Source organism: Vibrio sp. 10N.247.311.49, assembly GCF_041467655.1.
Classification (GTDB): domain Bacteria; phylum Pseudomonadota; class Gammaproteobacteria; order Enterobacterales; family Vibrionaceae; genus Vibrio; species Vibrio crassostreae_C.
Genome location: NZ_JBFSVA010000001.1, coordinates 338,702 through 358,389, shown reverse-complemented (window position 1 = coordinate 358,389; position 19,688 = coordinate 338,702). Strand labels below are relative to the sequence as shown.

The 19,688-nt window shown below is 44.8% G+C and carries 18 protein-coding genes; 9 read left to right on the top strand and 9 right to left on the bottom strand.

Going from position 1 to position 19,688, the window contains the following annotated elements; translation table 11 throughout:
- Nucleotides 1–228 precede the first annotated feature (228 nt).
- Nucleotides 229–1,683, top strand: coding sequence for a cardiolipin synthase (cls, locus tag AB6E54_RS01590; RefSeq protein WP_017065339.1), 1,455 nt, complete (start codon nt 229–231; stop codon nt 1,681–1,683).
- Between the two features lie 182 nt (nt 1,684–1,865).
- Nucleotides 1,866–3,050 (top strand): cystathionine beta-lyase, encoded by a 1,185-nt coding sequence (locus AB6E54_RS01585; protein WP_372106203.1) that lies wholly within the window; start codon nt 1,866–1,868, stop codon nt 3,048–3,050.
- Nucleotides 3,051–3,294: 244 nt separating this feature from the next.
- On the opposite strand, the gene AB6E54_RS01580 is transcribed toward AB6E54_RS01585, so the two are convergent.
- The 7 genes from AB6E54_RS01580 to pspA form a co-directional block, all read right to left on the bottom strand.
- Nucleotides 3,295–3,861, bottom strand: a complete 567-nt coding sequence (locus AB6E54_RS01580) for a DNA-3-methyladenine glycosylase I (RefSeq protein WP_372106202.1) — start codon at nt 3,859–3,861, stop codon at nt 3,295–3,297.
- Between the two features lie 76 nt (nt 3,862–3,937).
- On the bottom strand, nt 3,938–7,048 hold the full coding sequence (locus tag AB6E54_RS01575) for an efflux RND transporter permease subunit (protein WP_017060313.1): 3,111 nt from the start codon (nt 7,046–7,048) through the stop codon (nt 3,938–3,940).
- Nucleotides 7,041–8,126: an efflux RND transporter periplasmic adaptor subunit gene (locus tag AB6E54_RS01570; protein ID WP_029222096.1), complete on the bottom strand. Its 1,086-nt coding sequence runs from the start codon at nt 8,124–8,126 to the stop codon at nt 7,041–7,043. The genes AB6E54_RS01575 and AB6E54_RS01570 overlap by 8 nt, the downstream gene beginning before the upstream one ends.
- 1 nt (nt 8,127) lies before the next feature.
- Nucleotides 8,128–9,162, bottom strand: a complete 1,035-nt coding sequence (locus tag AB6E54_RS01565; RefSeq protein ID WP_017086192.1) for an efflux RND transporter periplasmic adaptor subunit — start codon at nt 9,160–9,162, stop codon at nt 8,128–8,130.
- Nucleotides 9,163–9,319: 157 nt separating this feature from the next.
- The gene (gene pspC, locus AB6E54_RS01560; protein ID WP_029222097.1) at nt 9,320–9,706 is read right to left on the bottom strand and encodes an envelope stress response membrane protein PspC; all 387 of its coding nucleotides are present in this window, start codon (nt 9,704–9,706) and stop codon (nt 9,320–9,322) included.
- Nucleotides 9,699–9,932, bottom strand: a complete 234-nt coding sequence (gene pspB / locus AB6E54_RS01555; RefSeq protein ID WP_004734605.1) for an envelope stress response membrane protein PspB — start codon at nt 9,930–9,932, stop codon at nt 9,699–9,701. Before pspB ends, pspC begins: the two co-directional genes overlap by 8 nt.
- A gap of 15 nt (nt 9,933–9,947) precedes the next feature.
- Nucleotides 9,948–10,619 carry a phage shock protein PspA gene (pspA, locus tag AB6E54_RS01550; RefSeq protein WP_004734604.1) on the bottom strand — a complete coding sequence of 224 codons (672 nt, stop codon included), beginning with the start codon at nt 10,617–10,619 and terminating at the stop codon, nt 9,948–9,950.
- Nucleotides 10,620–10,935: 316 nt separating this feature from the next.
- Between pspA and pspF the strand changes: the two genes are divergently transcribed.
- From pspF to AB6E54_RS01515, 7 genes are all read left to right on the top strand, one after another.
- Nucleotides 10,936–11,958: a phage shock protein operon transcriptional activator gene (pspF, locus tag AB6E54_RS01545; RefSeq protein ID WP_017060309.1), complete on the top strand. Its 1,023-nt coding sequence runs from the start codon at nt 10,936–10,938 to the stop codon at nt 11,956–11,958.
- Between the two features lie 102 nt (nt 11,959–12,060).
- On the top strand, nt 12,061–13,683 hold the full coding sequence (gene sapA / locus AB6E54_RS01540) for an ABC transporter substrate-binding protein SapA (protein ID WP_017060308.1): 1,623 nt from the start codon (nt 12,061–12,063) through the stop codon (nt 13,681–13,683).
- Nucleotides 13,683–14,645 carry an ABC transporter permease subunit gene (locus AB6E54_RS01535; RefSeq protein ID WP_102332938.1) on the top strand — a complete coding sequence of 321 codons (963 nt, stop codon included), beginning with the start codon at nt 13,683–13,685 and terminating at the stop codon, nt 14,643–14,645. Before sapA ends, AB6E54_RS01535 begins: the two co-directional genes overlap by 1 nt.
- A complete protein-coding gene (sapC, locus tag AB6E54_RS01530; protein WP_017065331.1) occupies nt 14,632–15,519 on the top strand; it encodes a putrescine export ABC transporter permease SapC in 888 nt (295 codons plus the stop codon). The genes AB6E54_RS01535 and sapC overlap by 14 nt, the downstream gene beginning before the upstream one ends.
- On the top strand, nt 15,519–16,520 hold the full coding sequence (locus tag AB6E54_RS01525; protein WP_017060305.1) for an oligopeptide/dipeptide ABC transporter ATP-binding protein: 1,002 nt from the start codon (nt 15,519–15,521) through the stop codon (nt 16,518–16,520). The genes sapC and AB6E54_RS01525 overlap by 1 nt, the downstream gene beginning before the upstream one ends.
- Nucleotides 16,517–17,299 carry an ATP-binding cassette domain-containing protein gene (locus AB6E54_RS01520; RefSeq protein ID WP_017060304.1) on the top strand — a complete coding sequence of 261 codons (783 nt, stop codon included), beginning with the start codon at nt 16,517–16,519 and terminating at the stop codon, nt 17,297–17,299. Before AB6E54_RS01525 ends, AB6E54_RS01520 begins: the two co-directional genes overlap by 4 nt.
- Nucleotides 17,300–17,335: 36 nt before the next feature.
- Complete coding sequence (locus tag AB6E54_RS01515; protein WP_029235328.1) at nt 17,336–18,115, top strand: DUF2927 domain-containing protein; 780 nt, start codon at nt 17,336–17,338, stop codon at nt 18,113–18,115.
- 98 nt (nt 18,116–18,213) lie between these two features.
- Here AB6E54_RS01515 and AB6E54_RS01510 read toward each other — a convergent pair whose 3' ends face one another.
- Both AB6E54_RS01510 and AB6E54_RS01505 read right to left on the bottom strand, forming a co-directional pair.
- Entirely contained in the window at nt 18,214–18,603 is a 390-nt protein-coding gene (locus AB6E54_RS01510) for a DUF2750 domain-containing protein (protein WP_004734596.1), read from the bottom strand.
- A 149-nt stretch (nt 18,604–18,752) separates the two neighbouring features.
- A complete protein-coding gene (locus AB6E54_RS01505) occupies nt 18,753–19,658 on the bottom strand; it encodes a manganese-dependent inorganic pyrophosphatase (protein ID WP_017065328.1) in 906 nt (301 codons plus the stop codon).
- Nucleotides 19,659–19,688 lie beyond the last annotated feature (30 nt).

Below are 19,688 nucleotides of genomic sequence, written 5' to 3'. Positions count from 1 at the left end.
ATAAAATTGGAAGAGCATACCGTACAAATTTCGTTAAAGATGTAAATTTTTATGGTTAAATGCCGACTTTTCATACAAAACAATCGTTTTCTTCTTAAGTTGACCAAAACTTAACAACTTTAACCTATTTACATCTTTTGCTCTATTTTGTAAATAGTTGAATCCTTAAATTCCCATATACGTTAAATAGCATTACTATCTAAGTGTCTCTTTTTTCGAGTATTCAATGTGGATAAGCTTTATCATTTTTTAACTTTGGCCTCTGTTGTTTTGTACTGGGTTCTCGTAGCCGGTGTGACGTTTCGTGTTGTACTAAAACGACGCTCTGTCAGCGTTTCTCTTGCTTGGCTAATGGTTATCTACATTATCCCGATTGTTGGTGTAGCTTGTTACTTCCTTTTTGGTGAGCTAAACCTAGGCAGAAAAAGGGCTGAACGCGCTCATCGTATGTTTACCCCTTTCGGCGACTGGTTCCGTCAATTGAATGATTGCCAACTTCACCAACCAGGGAAAGTCGGCTCCCCTATCCATAAGATTGACGAGCTTTGTAACAATCGAATGGGCATCCCTGCACTCAGTGGAAACACTCTATCGCTGCAATCTTCACCAAACGAGATCCTACACGCAATTATCGAAGATATAGAAAATGCACAAACCAGTATCAAGATGGTTTTCTATATTTGGCATCCAGGTGGCCTGACCGATTCGGTTGCCTCTGCGCTGATTCGCGCTGCAAAACGTGGCGTAGATGTTAAAGTTTTGCTCGATTCAGCCGGTAGCCCTCGCTTTTTCAAAAGCCACTGGCAGTCAATGATGAAGGACGCAGGCGTTCAAGTCGTACAAGCACTAGAAGTGAGCCCATGGCGTATTTTCTTACGTCGCCTAGATTTAAGACAACACCGCAAAATCATTGTGATTGACGAGACTATCGCCTATACGGGTTCAATGAACATGGTCGATCCTGCTCACTTCAAACAAAGTTCCGGCGTTGGTCAGTGGATTGATGTAATGGTCAGAGTGACTGGGCCAACCGTTAATGTGTTATCCGCTATTCATGGCTGGGATTGGGAAGTTGAGACTGGTGAACGCATTCTCCCTGATATACCTGAATGCCCAGTTGAAGAAATCATGACACATCATCCGGTTCAAGTAGTGCCGTCTGGCCCTGGCATGCCGGAATATTTGATCTTACAAGTACTGACCATCGCCATCAATCAAGCGAATCATTCTGTACGTATTACTACACCTTATTTTGTGCCAAGTGCTGACTTACTCGAAACACTTAAGATGACAGCTCAACGCGGCGTAACTGTAGAACTGATCATTCCACACAATAACGATTCACTAATGGTTAAATGGGCTTCTCGTGCGTTTTATACCGAGTTGCTTGAAGCTGGCGTGAAGATCTATGAATTTTACGGTGGCCTTCTTCATACCAAATCGGTAGTGATCGATGAAGAGTTTTGCTTGATCGGAACCGTCAATATCGACATGCGCAGTTTGTGGCTCAACTTTGAAGTGACTCTGGCTGTGGATGATGTGCATTTCACGCAAAAACTGTCTGAGCTGCAGAAATCTTATATCGCTTCATCCCACTCTGTAGAGTTAGAACAGTGGGAGCAAAGAAACCTTAGTAATCGCTTCTTTGAGAGGCTGTTCTACTTGTTCAACCCACTCCTATAATTCCAGCAATGAGTCGATTATGGCTCGTTGTTTCCCCATCGATCATTTTTAACCTTTCACTGTTAACTGAGTGAAAGGTTAAAAATCGTAAGAAAAGCGCAAAAATCCCCGCTCCGCTCTTGCTTTGAACACTCTTGGCATGTTTTAAATAGGACATAACCGATTGATAAGGAATTCACAGCATGTCCGAGAACAAAACCACTAAACTTATCACTGCCGGTCGTGATAAGAAGTGGACCAATGGTGTTGTTAACCCACCAGTACAACGCGCTTCAACTGTCGTATTTAACTCAGTAGAAGAGAAGCGTAAAGCTACGATTAACCGCGCTAACAAGACCCTTTTTTACGGACGTCGTGGAACCAACACTCATTTTGCCTTCCAAGATGCGATGGTTGAAGTAGAAGGCGGCGCGGGTTGTGCACTGTACCCGTGTGGTACAGCAGCAATTTCGAATGCCATTCTCTCTTTTGTAGAAACAGGTGCACATATTTTAATGGTTGACACCTGCTACGAACCTACTCGTGATTTCTGTGACACCATCATGAAAAAGATGGGGGTAGAGACAACTTACTACGAGCCAACGATTGGTGAAGGTATCCAAGACCTTATCAAGCCAAACACTAAGGTGCTGTTTACTGAGTCTCCAGGCTCTGTCACCATGGAAGTGCAGGATATTCCAACACTAGCGCGTATCGCTCATGAACATGACATCATCGTTATGCTAGACAATACTTGGGCGGCTGGCGTGAACTTCTCACCGTTTGATTTTGGTGTTGATATCTCGATTCAAGCAGCGACCAAATACATCGTGGGTCACTCTGATGTGATGCTAGGTACGGCAGTCACCAATGAGAAATGCTGGGATCAACTAAGAGAGCAAAGTTACTTGATGGGGCAATGTGTCTCACCTGATGATGCTTATTTAGGGCTTCGCGGCATTCGTACTCTTGATGTGCGTCTACGCCAACACGCAGAAAGCAGCTTGAAGGTCGCAAAATGGTTAGAGACTCGTCCTGAAGTTAACCACGTTCGTCACCCTGCTCTTGAGTCTTGCCCAGGCCATGAATTCTTCAAACGAGATTTTACTGGCGGTAATGGCTTGTTCTCTTTTGTACTAAACAACTCTAATATCAAAGCAACGACAGCGTTACTTGATGGAATGACACATTTTAGTATGGGTTACTCTTGGGGTGGATTTGAAAGTTTGATTCTAGCTAACGAACCAAGCAGTTTTGACAGCTTGAGAACTGTTGCCAATCCTAATTTCGAAGGTACCTTGATACGTGTTCATATTGGGTTAGAAGATGTTGATGACCTGATTGCTGATCTAGAGGCGGGATTAGAACGTTATAGCGCTCTGATTTAATCTGAGACGATAGGTCTAATATGCAAAAAAGGCAGGATATTCCTGCCTTTTTCTGTTTAAAGCATAACTCAAAATACTCATATTCAGATACTTCAGCTCATAATACAAACCGCTCATAGTCCAGAAGCTTTCAAAGCCAATATTGAACCTTAAAGCACATCTACTTAAAGATCTCAGAGCGATGAAAAAATGGCTATGAATTTTTCAATTTCTAAGTGATTGTTCCGCTGAAATAAATAACACTTTATTTGTGTGGGCAACCGACTAAATGATCATTGACCATACCTGTTACTTGCATAAATGCGTAACAGATTGTTTCTCCTACAAACTTAAAGCCTCTCTTCTTCAAAAACTTACTCATCGCTTTAGATTGCTCGGTAGAAGCGGGAACTTGAGACATCTCAGTCCATTGATTCACGATCACTTCATTATCAACAAATTGCCATAAGGCATTAGAAAGAGAGCCGAACTCTTTCTGTAATTCAAGCGTTGCTCGTGCATTGTTGTATACCGAAGCAATCTTACCCCTGTGTTTAACCACATCGAAGTTTTCAATGATGTGCGGCACGTTGTCTTCATTCAGCTCAGCTAGCTTGTTTAGATCGTAATTATCGAACGCGGCACGATAGCCTTCACGCTTTTTAAGGATCGTAATCCAACTCAGACCTGCTTGAGCGCCTTCTAAAGTAATGAACTCAAACAGAACTTGGTCATCATAAACAGGCACGCCCCACTCTGCATCGTGGTACTCCCTTTCAAGCTCATGTTTAAGCGCCCATGCACACGTTCTATCCACTGTATTCGCTTCCATTTCGATAGTCTCTTTTAGTAATCGTACATAAAAATAATGCCCCAATTAGGGGCATTATTTCAAAGGTCAGTTGACGTTAAGCCACTTCAATTTTATGGAACAAACGATACAGCACAGGCACTACGATTAGCGTGAGTACAGTCGCAAAGCCTAAACCAAACATGATGGTTACTGCCATTGGTTTGAAGAAGATATCCGGTAGTAGAGGAATCATACCTAGAATGGTGGTAATCGCCGCCATACATACCGGGCGAACACGACTCAGAGCCGCATCAACAACCGCTACATACGGATCTTTACCAGATTTCATCTCAATCTCAATTTGATCAAGTAGTACGATACCGTTCTTCAGAAGCATCCCAGATAGACTCAAGAAGCCCAACAGCGCCATAAAGCCGAATGGTGTATTCAAGGCTAGCAAGCCTGTCGTCACCCCTATCAACGCCAATGGAACCGTTAACCAAACGATCAGAGGCTCTTTCACCGAGTTAAACAAGAACACAGTGATTAAGAACATGAACAAGTAACCCAGAGGCATGGTTGTGAACAGTGACGCCTGTGCATCTGCTGACGACTCATATTCCCCCCCCCATTCCAATGAGTAACCCGGAGGCATCTCAATCGCTTCAATCTGTGGTTGTAAGCGTTTCTGTAGAGTTGAGGCCGTCTCTTCACCCAATAGATCAGGATCCGCCATTACCGTTAGCATACGCTTACGGTTCTTACGGATGATCAGTGGATCTTCCCATTCTAGCTCGTAACCTAACGTTACTTGTTGAAGTGGGATGTACTCACTTAATGCTGGGCTCCAGATCTTCATGCCTTCGATGTTACGAATATCGACACGCTCGTCTTCAGGCAAACGAGCCACAATCGGCATTAACGTTGTACCATCACGATACACACCAATCGACTTACCAGAGAAAGACATTGCTAGGAAATCATCAACGTCAGATTTAGTAATACCATAACGACGCGCTTGGCTTTCATTGAACTGAGGCTCTAATACCTTAGTTCTTTCACGCCAATCGTGACGAACGTTAAATGCGCCTTCATCAGCACGCATGATGTCCATCACTTGTGCAGCGATTGAACGTAAAACCGTTGGATCAGAACCCACAATTCGCGCTTCAATTTTCGCACCGCCACCAGGACCTAATTCGATCTGTTTAAGCTTGTAGTCAATCTCTGGGAACTGACCATTTACATGTTCACGGAAGCGTTTCATTAGCCCTTCAAGTACTTCATAACTTTTCACACGAACCGTTATCTCGCCGTAAGCGCTATAACTTTTCTCTGGCGCATAAGTCAGCATGAAACGTTGCAGGCCTTTACCCGCGGTTGTCGTGATATGTTCAACTTCGTCCTGCTCAGCTAGCCAACTCTCAAGCACTTTAAGCTTGGTATTGGTCGCTCGAATATCGGTACCTTCTGGCATCCACACATCCACTTGGAACATAGGTGTGGTTGAAGACGGGAAGAAGGCTTGCTTAACGAAACCAAAACCGTACACACTCGCGCCTAAACCAATAATCAGAACAAACATGGTTAACCAAGCACGCTTCATACAGAACTCAAGGAAGTTTTTGTAGATAACAAAAACCATCCCGTTGTATGGGTCCTTACCTTCGTTATCTGGATCGACCTTCTGACCTTTAAAGAACATGTCGGCAAAGAACGGCGTGAGCGAGATGGCAGTAAACCAACTCAGCATCAAGGAGATCAGTAGCACCGTGAACAAGGTGCCACAGTATTCGCCTGTTGAGTCTTCAGATAAACCAATTGGAGCAAACGCAGTCACCGCAATAACCGTCGCACCAAGCAGCGGCCATTTGGTTTGGGTTACGATATCGGTGGCGGCCTGCATCCGGGTTCGCCCCTTCTGCGTGCCGATCAATATCCCTTCCACCACCACAATGGCATTATCCACCAGCATCCCCAAGGCGATAACCAACGCGCCCAGTGAAATACGTTGTAGGTCGATCTTGAAGTACTGCATGAAAATGAATGTACCGAATACGGTCAATAGCAGTATCAAACCAATCAATAGGCCCGATCTTAGTCCCATGAAGAACAGTAACACCACGATTACGATCGCAACCGCCTGCCCTAAACTCACCACAAATCCGCTTACCGACTTGTTCACCTCTTTAGGTTGGTTATAAACCTCGGAGATGTCGATACCGACGGGTTGTTGATATTTAAGCTCGGCGAGTCTTCGATCAAAGTCTTCACCCACTGCGACCACGTTCACGCCTTGCGCAAAAGAGACACCCAGGTTAAGCGCGAGTTCGCCGTTATAACCAATGATGTTACTCGGTACCTCAACGTAACCACGGGTTACATTCGCCACATCTTTTAGATAGATAAGCCCTTGAGCGCCACCTTCCGTAAGAATCAAATCTCCAAGCTGTTCAACGTTTTGGAACTCACCCGTTGGATGGATTCGAATATATTCATCACCAATCCTTACCGCTCCTGCACTTGATACAATATTTTGAGTCGATAAAAGGTTAAATACCGTGCTTGGAGACAGACCCAGAGAGCTTATCCGTTTCATCGATATCTCAATGAACACTTGCTCTTGTTGTTGGCCGGAAACGGAGACTTTACTGACCCCATCAACCAACTCTAGCTCTCGCCTTAGGTAATCAATGTAATCCAGCAGCTCTTTGTAGCTATAGCCATCCCCCGTCACCGCCAGCAAAATACCGTAAACGTCACCGAAATCATCGATGACTTGAGGATCATTGACGCCGGGTGGCAGTTCAACCTTGAGATCATTCACTTTTCGGCGAAGTTCATCCCATATTTGCGGAAGATCATCTGGGCCGTAGTTGTTCTTCATCGTCACCGTTACCTGTGATAGGCCGCGGCTAGAGATAGAGTTCACTTCGTCCACATAGGTAAGTTGTTGAATCGCTTTTTCTAGTGGGTAAGTAACTTCTTCTTCAACTTGTTGAGGTGTGGCCCCTGGGTAAGAGGTCACAACCATCGCATCTTTGATGGTAAAGGCAGGATCTTCTAAACGACCCAAGCCGAAAAAGGCAGAGACACCACCAATAAGAAAGATCAGAGATAGCATCCAGCTAATGACTTTGTTACGTATAAAGTAAGAAGCAACACCTGTGATCTGATCATCACCCTGTTGATCGTCATTTTGGGGCTTGTTATTTACTTCACTCATTGTTCGTCTCCTGAGACAATACTTCCACTGTCATCCCATCTCGCAATCGCGATACGCCTGCAACAACGACATGCTGCCCCATTTCTAATCCTTTCATGATCTGCAATGTTTTCTGATTGGCTTTTCCTATTACGACTTGCTGTTTTGAGACGGTACTGTCGTCATTAAGCACCCATACATAAGAGTTCTGGCGCGTTAAATCATCGCCATCCGCATTAAACACAGCTTCGATTGGGATAAGTACCCCAGCTTTTAACTCCAAGCCGATATCTCGCCCATTTGACGTCACCTCAACGGCCATACCATCCAGAATCAAATCATCTTCCGGCATAGGTAGAGCAAGCGTCACCGTGAACGTGCCCGTGCTTGGGTCAGGTTCAGTGGTAAACTCCTTAATAGCCGCCGTGTATTCATTGCCACTGGGTACTCTTACCACAGCCTCAACATTCGATAACAGCTGTTCGCTAGGCTGATTCACGTAAATCTGGTCAGGCAGTTGGATAACAACCTCAACATCCTCGACACTGTGAATGTTCACGACCTGCTGGCCTACCTGAATATTTTCATATTGATCGACACTGACACGAGAAATGATCCCATCAACAGGAGCACGAAGCTTAGTGAACGACAAGCGCAGTTTTGCGAGTTCCAGCTCGGCATAAGCGATCTGGCGTTGAGCAGCAATTTCATCAAACTGTGACTTCGCCAATAAGCCTTTCTTCACTAGCGGACTTGAACGTCTGTATTGGCTGTTAATTACCGTGTAACGCGCCTGAGCATTGTCGACATCCAGTTGATAATCGGTAGGGTCAAGCTCTGCAATGATGTCTCCTTGTGAAACACGCTCACCTTCTTTCACATCAAGCTTATTGATTTCACCAGCGACTCGAAAGCTGAGATGAGCCTTCTCGGCAGCGTTTGCAACCGCTGGGAAATAGAGTTTGTCGCTAAAGTCGATGACTGAAATCTCGATAGCTTTAACCAAGGGCGTGTTATTCACTTCTACAACTTGTTTATCTTCACAAGCCGTAAGTAAAGCCAAACACGACAGTCCAGCGGCCACTTTAAGTGTTTTCATGTTATAGCCCCCTTTCCTTGATCCACTCTCGAACTTTAACGCCCGGTTCAAGACCATTAACACCAGAAGTTACGATGCGATCACCATCGTTCAACCCTGAAACAATATGGCGCTTTTCATCGATGATGATTGCGACATTTTCAACAATACCGTCGCTATTCACGCGCCACACAGAGACATCATCGCCATCAGTCATCATTGCTGATGTGGGAATTTTTGTGGCGGCTGCTAACGCTGAAACTAAATGAACTGTGCCTGACATACCCGGCAAAATACCAACATCGGTGGGTCTTTCCATTACCATGGTGACTTTGTACGACCCGGTTTTGGGATCCGCTTCAGTATCAACTTCTTGGAATGCTAAAGCGTAGGAGCTACCAGGGAAAGCATCAAAAACCATGGTTGCATCCGTCTCAAACCCTGAAGAAAAGCGCGTGATAAGTTGGTCGGGTAATAAGAATACGACTTTGAGGATTTGATTCGTTTGAATATTCATCACGCCTTGTTTAGCCGCAATGTATTCATGGTTTTCAGCAGGAATGATGGAGATAGTACCATCGTAAGGCGCAACCAAAGTGGTATAACGTAGGTTGGCTTTTGCTTGGTTAAGCACCGCTTTAGCAGAATTATGATTAGCTTTCGCTTGGTCGAAGTCTTGCTCAGATACGACGCGATCTTTGCGCAACTTAATGGAACGTTGGTATTGAACATCGGCAAGCTTAAAGTTGGCTCTCGCTTGCTTCTCTAACAACTGATATTCGTCAGGATTAAGCGTTGCAAGCCCATCACCTTTGGTAACCTGTTGACCAGATGTGACATCGATAGTCTGAAGTAGCCCTGGAACACGAAATGCCAGTACTGCTTTGTCACCAGCTTCTGTGGTGGCTGGAAAGCTACGTTCAAAAGCATTACTACCGACGGAGACAGTGAAGAGTTTGGCGGGTCTAGAATCAGGTTCAGGTACGGGAGGAAGCTCCTTACCACACCCAGACAACCCAGCTAAGGCTGTCAATAGGACAACGGAGGCTCTATACATTAGTGATCATCCATAACTATAAATATTTTTATAACATAGATTAATTACATGTAACTTACCAGTTATCGTAAGATTTATTTAGACAAAATTATTAAAAAAAATAACGGCTTGGAATAAAATTTCCTAAACCGTTATCTAATGTTTTTCAGGTTTACCACTACATGTTCTTAAATGCGCGGTCGACTTTGAAAGTATCCGAAGTCACATAAGCTTCCATATTGCGGACACTGGTCTCTAATTTCTGGAAATCACCCTCTAAAGTGCCCAGTAACGACTCTGCGGTTTGCCCTTTTTCCCAAGGTTTTTGCTTGAGCGTGTGCTCTTGTTTGGCCTTCATCTGATCGACATACTGAGGTGGTTGTTTTTCAAGCATAAATGTCAAAGCTACATACGCTAATAACACCAAAAAGCTACCACCAAGCAGTGCCGCCGAGATAACCAAGATGCGAACCAACCACACTTCAAGGCCAAAGTAGTTCGCTAACCCTGCACACACTCCAGACAACTTACCGTTAATAGGATCGCGATACAGTTCTCTACTCATAGTTTCGTCTCCAGTTAGGTGACTCCGCATCCAGTATTTTTTCTAGCGTTTTCACTCGATCTTGCATCGATTCAGCTTGAGCAGAAAGCTTGTGCAAACGCTGAAGATCCGTTTCTGAAAGACCATTACTGGATTTCTTCTTGCTGCGGTAATGTAAGAACAACCATAGCGGTGCCACGAAGATTAAAAAGACAATCAGTGGGCCTGCAATTAGAAATGTTGACATAGACAACTCCTAAAATTATTTATCGCGGTTTTCAACTTGTTGCTTCAGTTTCGCCAGCTCTTTTTCAATTTCATCTTGAGCTTGTAGATCTGCAAATTCTTGGTCTAACGATTTTGCGTTACCTGTTTTGGCGTAAACATCTGCTTCAGCTTCTAATTCATCCACTTTACGCGAGAATTGCTCAAACTTCGCCATTGCTTCGTGGGTTTTGCTTGAATGCAGATGCTTTTGAACATCACGACGATTGCTTGCCGCATTATTACGAATCATTAATGCTTGCTGCTTCGCACGTGTTTCTGCGATTTTGGTTTCAAGCTTGCCAATCTCACTGGTCAGCTTTTCGATGGTTTCGTGAACCAAGGTTTGCTCTGTGTGAAGGCTTTTGATTATATCTTCAAGTTTTTGCTTTTCTATTAGCGCCGCTCTAGCTAAGTCTTCACGTTGTTTAGTTAGTGCTAGTGTCGCTTTATTTTGCCAATCTAGAATCTGAGTTTCGATAGCTTCAACTTTACGCGCTAACTCTTTTTTATCTGCGATAGCTTTAGCGGAGTTAGTGCGAACCTCAACCAGCGTATCTTCCATTTCTTGGATAATCAGGCGAATCATCTTTTCAGGATCTTCAGCCTTGTCTAAAAGTGCACTGATGTTCGAATTTACAATGTCTGCAAAGCGAGAAAAAATACCCATGAGGAACTCCTTAATTACAATGATGGCAAATGTGCTTTAAAGCGTTATTCGATTTCTCAATCCACTTGCTCAAAAATTTACGTTTGTTGTTAAACCTACCATAAGTAATCCAAGTAACGTGCCAACTTTTAAGCCATTTATTATCAGATACTTACAATAAAATGGTGATTAACCCGAACCATGCTATGATGAATTTAGCCAAGTATTGGTATTTTTCACCACTACGACTCTTATACTTAAGCTATTTACATGATGTGATTTAAATAAAGCCCTCTAAATCACATCCATCGGCGCTCAAATCATACAAGGACCCGCTATGCAGCAGAACCTCATTGGTGAATCACCTAGCTTTCTCTCTGTGTTAGATAAAGTTTCCCAACTCGCACCAATAGAAAGACCCATTCTGATCATTGGCGAACGTGGCACAGGTAAAGAGTTGATCGCACAAAGACTGCATTACCTTTCAAGACGTTGGGATCAACCTTTGATCTCATTGAACTGCTCAACCTTAAGTGAAGGTTTGATTGATTCAGAACTGTTTGGTCATGAATCGGGATCCTTTACGGGTTCGAAAGGGCGTCATCAAGGTCGTTTTGAAAGAGCAGAAGGCGGAACGCTGTTTCTGGATGAGCTGGCGACCACTCCCCTTGCGGTTCAAGAGAAACTACTGCGCGTTATTGAATACGGGCAATATGAACGTGTCGGTGGGCAAAAGGCGCTAAGTGCCAATGTCAGACTGGTGTGTGCAACCAATGCCGACTTACCAGACATGGCATTAAAGGGCGAATTCCGAGCAGACCTATTAGATAGACTGGCGTTTGACGTCATTACTATCCCTCCTTTGCGTGAGCGAAAAGAAGACATCATGCTACTGGCAGAATATTACGCCATTAAGATGTGTCGTGAATTGGAATTGGAGTTGTTTGTTGGCTTTGCCCCCTCTGCCGTTGAATCGCTTTTGGATTATTCTTGGCCAGGGAATGTACGAGAACTCAAAAACGTCATTGAGCGAGCTATCTATCAGCACGGAAAAGATCCATATCCTATTGAATATTTGGTGTTTAACCCATTTAAACCCGCATGGAAAACAGAGCAAGATTCCTCTCCGGAAACTGGCAATGAGCCGTCTAACAGCCATACTTCATCAGAGAGCTTGTTTTCTTTGCCGCTTGATTACAAAGCATGGCAAGAACAACAAGACATCAAGCTACTCAACCAAGCCCTCAAACAGAGCAAATATAACCAGAAACAAGCCGCAGAATTACTTGGGTTAACCTACAACCAATTACGTGGAATGGTGAGGAAGTACGCGATTGTCGGACAAGCTAACGATAAATAGCTGTCCACGCTTGATTATTATTTGGAGCCGAATAAATAAAATGTTAAATTGTCCGGATCTTGAGGCTCCTCTAACGCCTCGTTTCGAAAAGTATTTCTTTTTATGAAAGCACTAATAAGACTATCACTGAGCATCTGCACGTTGAGCTTTCTCGCTGGATGTGGTGAGAGTGTGAATCACGAGCAAATCCGTGAAAAAGGCTTCATTTATTGCGGCCAAGGTAATCCTAGTACCTTCAATCCACAGCTAGTTGATAGTGGCATTACCGCAGAATCGCTGAGTCCTCAAATCTTCGATACACTGCTCACTCTTGATCCGATGACGTACCGACCAAAACAGAACTTAGCGACAAGTTGGTCTGTTGATAAATCAGGTACAGAGTACACGTTCAAACTGCGCCCAAATGTTGCGTTCCAAACGACAGACTGGTTCACCCCTACTCGTAGCATGAATGCACAAGATGTGGTGTTTAGCTTTGAACGTGTCATTGATAGTTCAAACCCATTTCATTATGTGGGTGGCGGCCTATACCCGTGGTTTGCCGGAATCGACTTCAAGACCCTGATTGTCGATATCACCGCGGTTGACGACCTAACAGTGAAATTCCAATTAAGTCGCCCAGACAATTCATTTCTCAATAACATCGCCACCAGCTATGCGGTCATTCACTCTAAAGAGTATGCCAATCAGCTCATTGCAGCGGATGAGAAAAATCGAATCGATTCCAATCCAGTCGGCACTGGCCCTTTCTACTTGGATGAATACCAAATCAACGACCTAGTGCGCTTGAAAAAGAACAAGCACTACTGGAAGGGTGAAGTACAAATGGACCAAGTTGTGTTCGATACTTCGCAACGTGGAACAGGCACACTTGCCAAGCTTCTGCGTAGTGAGTGTGACGTGCTCAACTCACCAATTTCTAGCCAAATCCCTATTATTCAGGCTCATGAAGAGTTGAAGATTTCTGCTACTCCGGCGGTTAATGTCTCTTTCATCGCGCTGAATACTGAGCACCCTGCACTGCGTGACTCTCGAGTTCGTAAAGCGCTCAACTTAGCCATCAATCGTCAGAACATTCTTGATTCTGTGTATTACGGTACAGGAACCAAAGCCTACACCTTGCTTCCTCCGACTTCTTGGGCTCACCAAAAAGACAGCGTTCAAGTTCGCTACGACCGAAACTATGCGGTTGCGCTTCTCAAAGAAGCTGGCGTTGAACCTGGGTTAGAGCTTTCAATGTGGGTACCACTAGAGCCACGCGCATACAATCCAAGTCCAAGAAAAACGGCAGAACTTATCCAAGCAAACTTAGCCGATATTGGTATTGAATTGAAACTCTATACCGACGACCGATTTGACCGCACACAGTTGTCCTCTATTTCCTCAACAGACTTGTTGCTTACAGGCTGGATAGGCAATACCGGTGACCCGGACAACTTCTTACGTCCGCTGCTCTCATGCAGCTCTGAGCGTGCAGGGTTAAACGTCTCGATGTGGTGTAATTCAGACTTTGATTTCCTTCTCGACTTAGCATTAGAGATCAATCAACAAAGGCACCGTGTGAACTTGTACCGACAAGCCCAAAACATTCTCAATGAAGAAGTTCCTGTGATTCCTTTAGCTCATGGCGTGCAATTTCGCGTGCACGATCGTTCGCTAACAGGCTTTAAAGCAAGTCCTTTCAATGCCCAACCTTTTGATCAAGTCAGAAGAGAGGTGCAGTAATGTTTTGGTATACATTAAGACGTGTAAACTTATTCGTTATTACGCTAGGAATTCTGACCTTGGTAGGTTTTTCCCTGCTTCGATTAGACCAAACCTCACCTTGGGCAATTCAAGATTTTTGGCCCGGTTGGATTAGCTATATCACTGAATTATCGACGCTAAACTTTGGCCTAAGCAAACAAGGTGTGCCTATCATCGATGAGTTGGTCCTGGTGTTCCCTGCAACGCTAGAGCTGTGCTTCTTTGCCTTTGTGTTGGCACTCATCATCGGTATCCCTTTCGGCACCATTGCTGGTATGAGACAAGGTAAATTTGTTGATACCACCATATCGTTCACCTCAATGGCCGGTTACTCTGCGCCTATATTTTGGGTCGCGTTGCTGATGATCATGGTGTTTTCACTGCACTTTGAAATGTTCCCAGTTGGTGGCCGATACGACCTACTTTACGAGATTGAACACGTGACTGGATTCGCGATGATTGACGCCTTTTTTGCCGAGGGTCGCTACCGTGCGCACGCACTACAAAGTGTTATCGAGCACATGGCGTTGCCTTGTCTTGTTTTAGCACTGGCGCCAACGACTCAGGTCATCCGATTGATGAGAGCGTCAGTGGCTGAAGTAATGACGCAAAACTACATCCGCGCTGCGCGAATTAAAGGTCTTTCCACTAGAGAGATCATCACGCAGCACGTGCTAAGAAACGCGATACCTCCGATTATTCCTAAGGTCGGTGTTCAGCTATCGAGTATGTTAACGCTTGCTATTGTTACCGAGTCTATCTTTAACTGGCCGGGCATTGGCCGCTGGTTATTGGATGCCTTATCGAATCAAGATTACGTTTCAATTCAAGCTGGTGTAATTGTGGTGGCTACCTTAGTTTTGACCGCTAATATTCTGTCCGATCTACTGGGCGCGATGATCAATCCACTGGTAAGGAAGGAATGGTATGCTAACAAATAACGTCTACCAAGAAGAACAGATTCCAACCCAGTTCGAACGTTTCTGGCGCAGCTTCCGCAGCAATAATCTAGCTATGTTTGGCTTGTGGTGTTTGGTGCTTATCATTCTGGTCACCGTCACTTCACCGTGGCTAGCCCCGCATGATGCACAAGAACAAACCGGTCACCTATTAACGCCGCCCTCTTGGGATCCTGCGGGAACGGTAGAATACTTTTTGGGTACGGATGACTTAGGCAGAGATATTCTCTCTCGCCTAATAATTGGCTCTCAGTTAACCTTCGGCGCCGCGGTGGTGATTACCTTTATCGCAGCCGTCATTGGTTGTCTGATTGGCGTACTTGCTGGTATGACGCGCGGTTTACTATCAAGCACGCTAAACCACCTGCTTGATACTGTTATGTCGATTCCATCTCTTCTGCTGGCGATTATCTTCGTGGCATTCCTTGGCTTTGGGGAGTTTAATATCTTGCTCGCCTTGTGCTTGGCACTGATCCCGCGCTTTATACGCTCGGTGTACATTGCCGTGCATGCTGAAGTAGAAAAAGACTATATTCTGGCTTCTCGCCTTGATGGTGCGAACGATTTTTACCTGCTATGGAACTCAATCCTTCCGAACATCCTTACCGTGATCGCTCTTGAAGTTACGCTGGCACTGTCAGTCGCAATTCTTGATATCACGGCTTTAGGTTTCCTAGGGCTTGGCGCTCAAGCACCGAGTACCGAATGGGGCTCCATCTTGGGTGATTCGGTCGAGTTGATTTACCTTGCGCCATGGACAGTTACCCTACCCGGCTTAGCTATTATGTTTACAGTTATCGTGATTAACCTCGTCGGTGAAGGTGTTCGCCAAGCGCTAAATGCAGGAATCGAATAATGCCGTTACTTGATATTCGACATCTAACCATCGAGATTGAGACCCCTCAAGGGATGGTTAAAGCCGTAGATCGAATGAGTATTACCCTCAATGAAGGGGAAATTCGTGGCTTAGTAGGTGAATCAGGCTCAGGTAAGAGTTTGGTTGCAAAAGCGATCGTCGGAGTATGTAAAGAAAACTGGAAGGTTTCTGCAGACCGAATGCGCTTAGGTAATATCGACCTACTGCAACTGACGCCGAAAGAAAGACGCCGAGTGATCGCCCGCGATATCGCAATGATCTTCCAAGAGCCATCAACGTGTCTTGACCCTTCTGAAAAAGTAGGTAACCAGCTCGTTGAAGCGATCCCTTCCCATTCGTTTGAAGGTCGTTGGTGGCAACGATTTAAGTGGCGTAAGAAGCAAGCGATCGCATTACTACACAAAGTCGGCATCAAAGACCACTCTCGCCTAATGGACAGTTACTCTTATGAGCTGACAGATGGTGAGTGTCAAAAAGTCATGATCGCAATGGCGATCGCTGCCAAGCCAAAAGTCTTGATTGCTGACGAGCCAACCAACGATTTAGACCCAATTACACAGTCTCAAATATTGCGTCTTTTGAGTCGTATGAACCAGATCAATAACACCACCATCGTGTTGATCGGCCATGACTTAACCACCATTACCCAATGGGCGACTCGCATTACCGTGATGTACTGTGGTCAATCGGTAGAATCCGCTGATACACCGAAGCTGTTGGATGCACCAAAGCACCCGTACACCGTTGCTTTGTTAAAAGCGATGCCAGACTTTAACGACTGGATTCCCCACAAGGAGAAGCTCCAGTCTTTGCCGGGGTCAATTCCACCGCTGCAACATCTTCCTATTGGTTGTCGATTAGGGCCTCGCTGCCCATACGCACAAAGGCAGTGTGTCGAGATCCCACATACGAAACGTATCAAGAACCATAAGTTCAACTGTCACTTCCCTCTGAATATGGAGAAGAAAAAGAAATCATGAGTGCATTATTAGAAGTCAGTGATTTGTCTAAAGACTTTACGACTCGCTCTGGTCTTTTCCGTAAAAAGATTCATCAGGCGGTGAAGCCAGTTAGCTTTTCTCTTGAAGCAGGCCAGACAATTGGTTTTATCGGCCAGAATGGTTCTGGCAAATCAACATTAGCCAGAATGCTCGCAGGCATGGTGGAGCCAACCGCAGGCGAGATCCGCGTGAATGGCGAAAAGCTAGAGCACAAAGACTACTCGACTCGTTGTAAGCTGATTCGAATGATCTTCCAAGATCCGAATACGTCACTTAACCCGCGCATTCAGATCGGTCGAATTCTTGAAGGTCCATTAAAGCGAAACACCAACATGCCTCCAGAAGCTCGTATGCGTCGTGTGAAAGACACACTACTGCGCGTAGGCCTTCTACCGGAACATGCGTATTTCTACCCTCAGATGCTTGCTGCAGGCCAGAAACAAAGGGTTTGTTTGGCTCGTGCCTTAATACTTCAGCCATCCATCATTGTTGCTGATGAAGCTTTAAATGGTTTGGACATGGCAATGCGCTCGCAAATCATCAATCTGTTCTTAGAGTTACAAGAAGAGATGGGCGTATCGTTCGTTTATGTATCTCAACACCTCGGTATTGTTAAGCACATTACCGACAAGATTATTGTCATGCATGAAGGCAATGTGGTTGAGAGTGGGGAAACAGATCAAGTGCTAACCAATCCAACTCACCAAATCACCCAAAGATTGGTTGAGAGCCATTTCTCCAAAGCGCCGAACCACTAACCTGGAATCACGCTACATTTAGCAGAGGGGAAAAGTATGTATCGAACAGCTTCAATGCTTCCCCTCTTGTTGGTGCTGTTGTCCTTTAACGCGACAAGCACACCGCTCACATGGCTAGATAGAAGCTTCGTCGAAACTGCCTTTTATAACGTCGCGCTTCAACACGAATACTCCCAAGGCAACAAACCGCTCGCCAAGTGGAAACAACCGATCAAGATTTGGATCGATCATCGAGTGGGCGATGAGGAACTGCATCAAGAGATCACAGAGCTTCATATCAAACACTTATCTGAAGTCACCCAACATCCAATAACAATCGTCAGTAAAGAGTCCGAAGCGAACGTTAAATGGATATACACAAGGCAGAGCCAGTGGGTATCTGAGGCGAAATCGGTGCTCAAGCTCAAATCAACTCAACATTTAAATAGCGCCATCTGCACGGCGGGCTATAGAACCAATTCTAAAGGCGAGATTGTATACGCTGGGATTGTAATCCCGGTTGATCAGGCAAGATCGCGAGGTAAGCTGGTCGCCTGTATCGTGGAAGAGATCACACAAGTTCTAGGCCTGCCGAATGATTCAGATAAAGCCTACCCTTCTATTTTCAACGACCACACGCCAGAAGACTTATTATCGCCGTTAGACGTAGTGCTACTGCAATTGCTGTATGAACCAGAATTGAAAGCTGGAATGACAAAATCTGAAGTAAAACCTATCGTTCGAAAGATACTCAAGAGATACAGCAAAACAGGTGTGCTTCAGCAAGCTTCTAAAGCCGCACAGCAAGCGCCTTTGTATCAGTTGATTGGGTATTGACGAATATACGTTGGAAGTAACTTAGATGGGATAATTGAATGATAGCGCTGCCTAAGAAAGGCAACGCTGACTTACGATGTTACTGTATTACGAAAGAACTAGCGCTTAGCTGCCTGCTTTTTCAATTCGAAGTCGAACTCATCCGGGAACAAGATAACGCCTTCTTCTTGCTCGTTCGGGAATACTACAACAGCAAGTTCGTCGTCTTCTAGACCGTTCGTCCAGCGACTGTGCCATTTGTTCAACGAAATAGACTCAGCTTTACACTCAGACCAATCACCCGTTGCCCATGATTCTGCGAACTCTTGGTTTGGCCATACTGGAACACAATCTTCATCTTCTGTGTTCAGCATTACACAACCGTGTTCATCGGTTAAGATCCATACTTCACGGTTTGCTACGATTTCTTTCACACAGTATTTCAGGCGTTGCTCGCCCGTATACTTGTTGATTTCAGCGATTTTTTTATCGTCTAGCTGTGTAGTCATCTTAATTTCCTACTTTAGTCAGTAACTTTGCTCTTAAAGCTATTTTATGCCGAGTGTTGTCAACTTCAAACATTATCGATGAAGAAGAAAGTCTACTTCAAAGAAAAACGCCTGCTAAATAAGCAGGCGTTTAATATTAAGCGACTTGATTAAACAAGCTCACCTTGTAGCCAAGGCCAGCCTTGCTTCTTACGGCTTAGTGTATTTTCCATCATTAATACGCCGCCTTTCTCGTGCTTAACCAATTTCTCAGCCCACTCACCTTTGTATAGAAGACGAGTTTGAGCAGTAGTGATATCTGTTAGCATTACCGCAGCGAACGCTAGACCGTCTTTCTCACAACGCTCTTCAAGATCAGCTTCTAGCGCTTCGATCATGCCGTCTACTTGCTCAAGAGTCGCAAGTTCAACTTGACCAACAACAACATCACGACCGTTGAATGGGTAGCCTTTAAGGTCTTTTTCTACTAGCTGTGCAGCAGATAGGCCTTCGATGTTTGTTTTTGCGATTAGAAGCGCTTTGATGAATGCATCAACGTCAGTTACGCCAGCAATTTCAGCAAGCTCAGCAACCGCGTCTTTGTCTTTTTGAGTACATGTTGGAGAAGCGAAACCAACTGTGTCTGAAAGAATTGCAGACATCATTAGTTTAGCGATTTGTTGAGAGATTGCGTGACCTTCAATCTTGAACATGTTGAAAAGTACAGTGTTTGTACAACCAACAGGCCAGATCCAAGCTTCCATTGGGTTTACTGTCATCACGTCGCCTAGACGGTGGTGATCAACAATACCTACGATCTCTGCATCAGCAACATCATCTGGTGCTTGTGCTAGATCTGAGTAGTCTACTAGCCAGATTTTCTCACCAGCAACAGAAGTACGAAGCTCTGGCTTTTCAGCACCAGCGACTTCTAGAATGTGTTGAGTTTCGCGGTTGATCTCGCCTTGGCGAATTGGTGTCGCTTCCTCGCCACGAGCCTTAAGAAGCTCAGTTGCAACTAACGCACTACAAATACTGTCACTATCAGGGTTTTTGTGACCAACAACTAAAATCATGTTTCTTCCTATTACACTAACAATTATGAC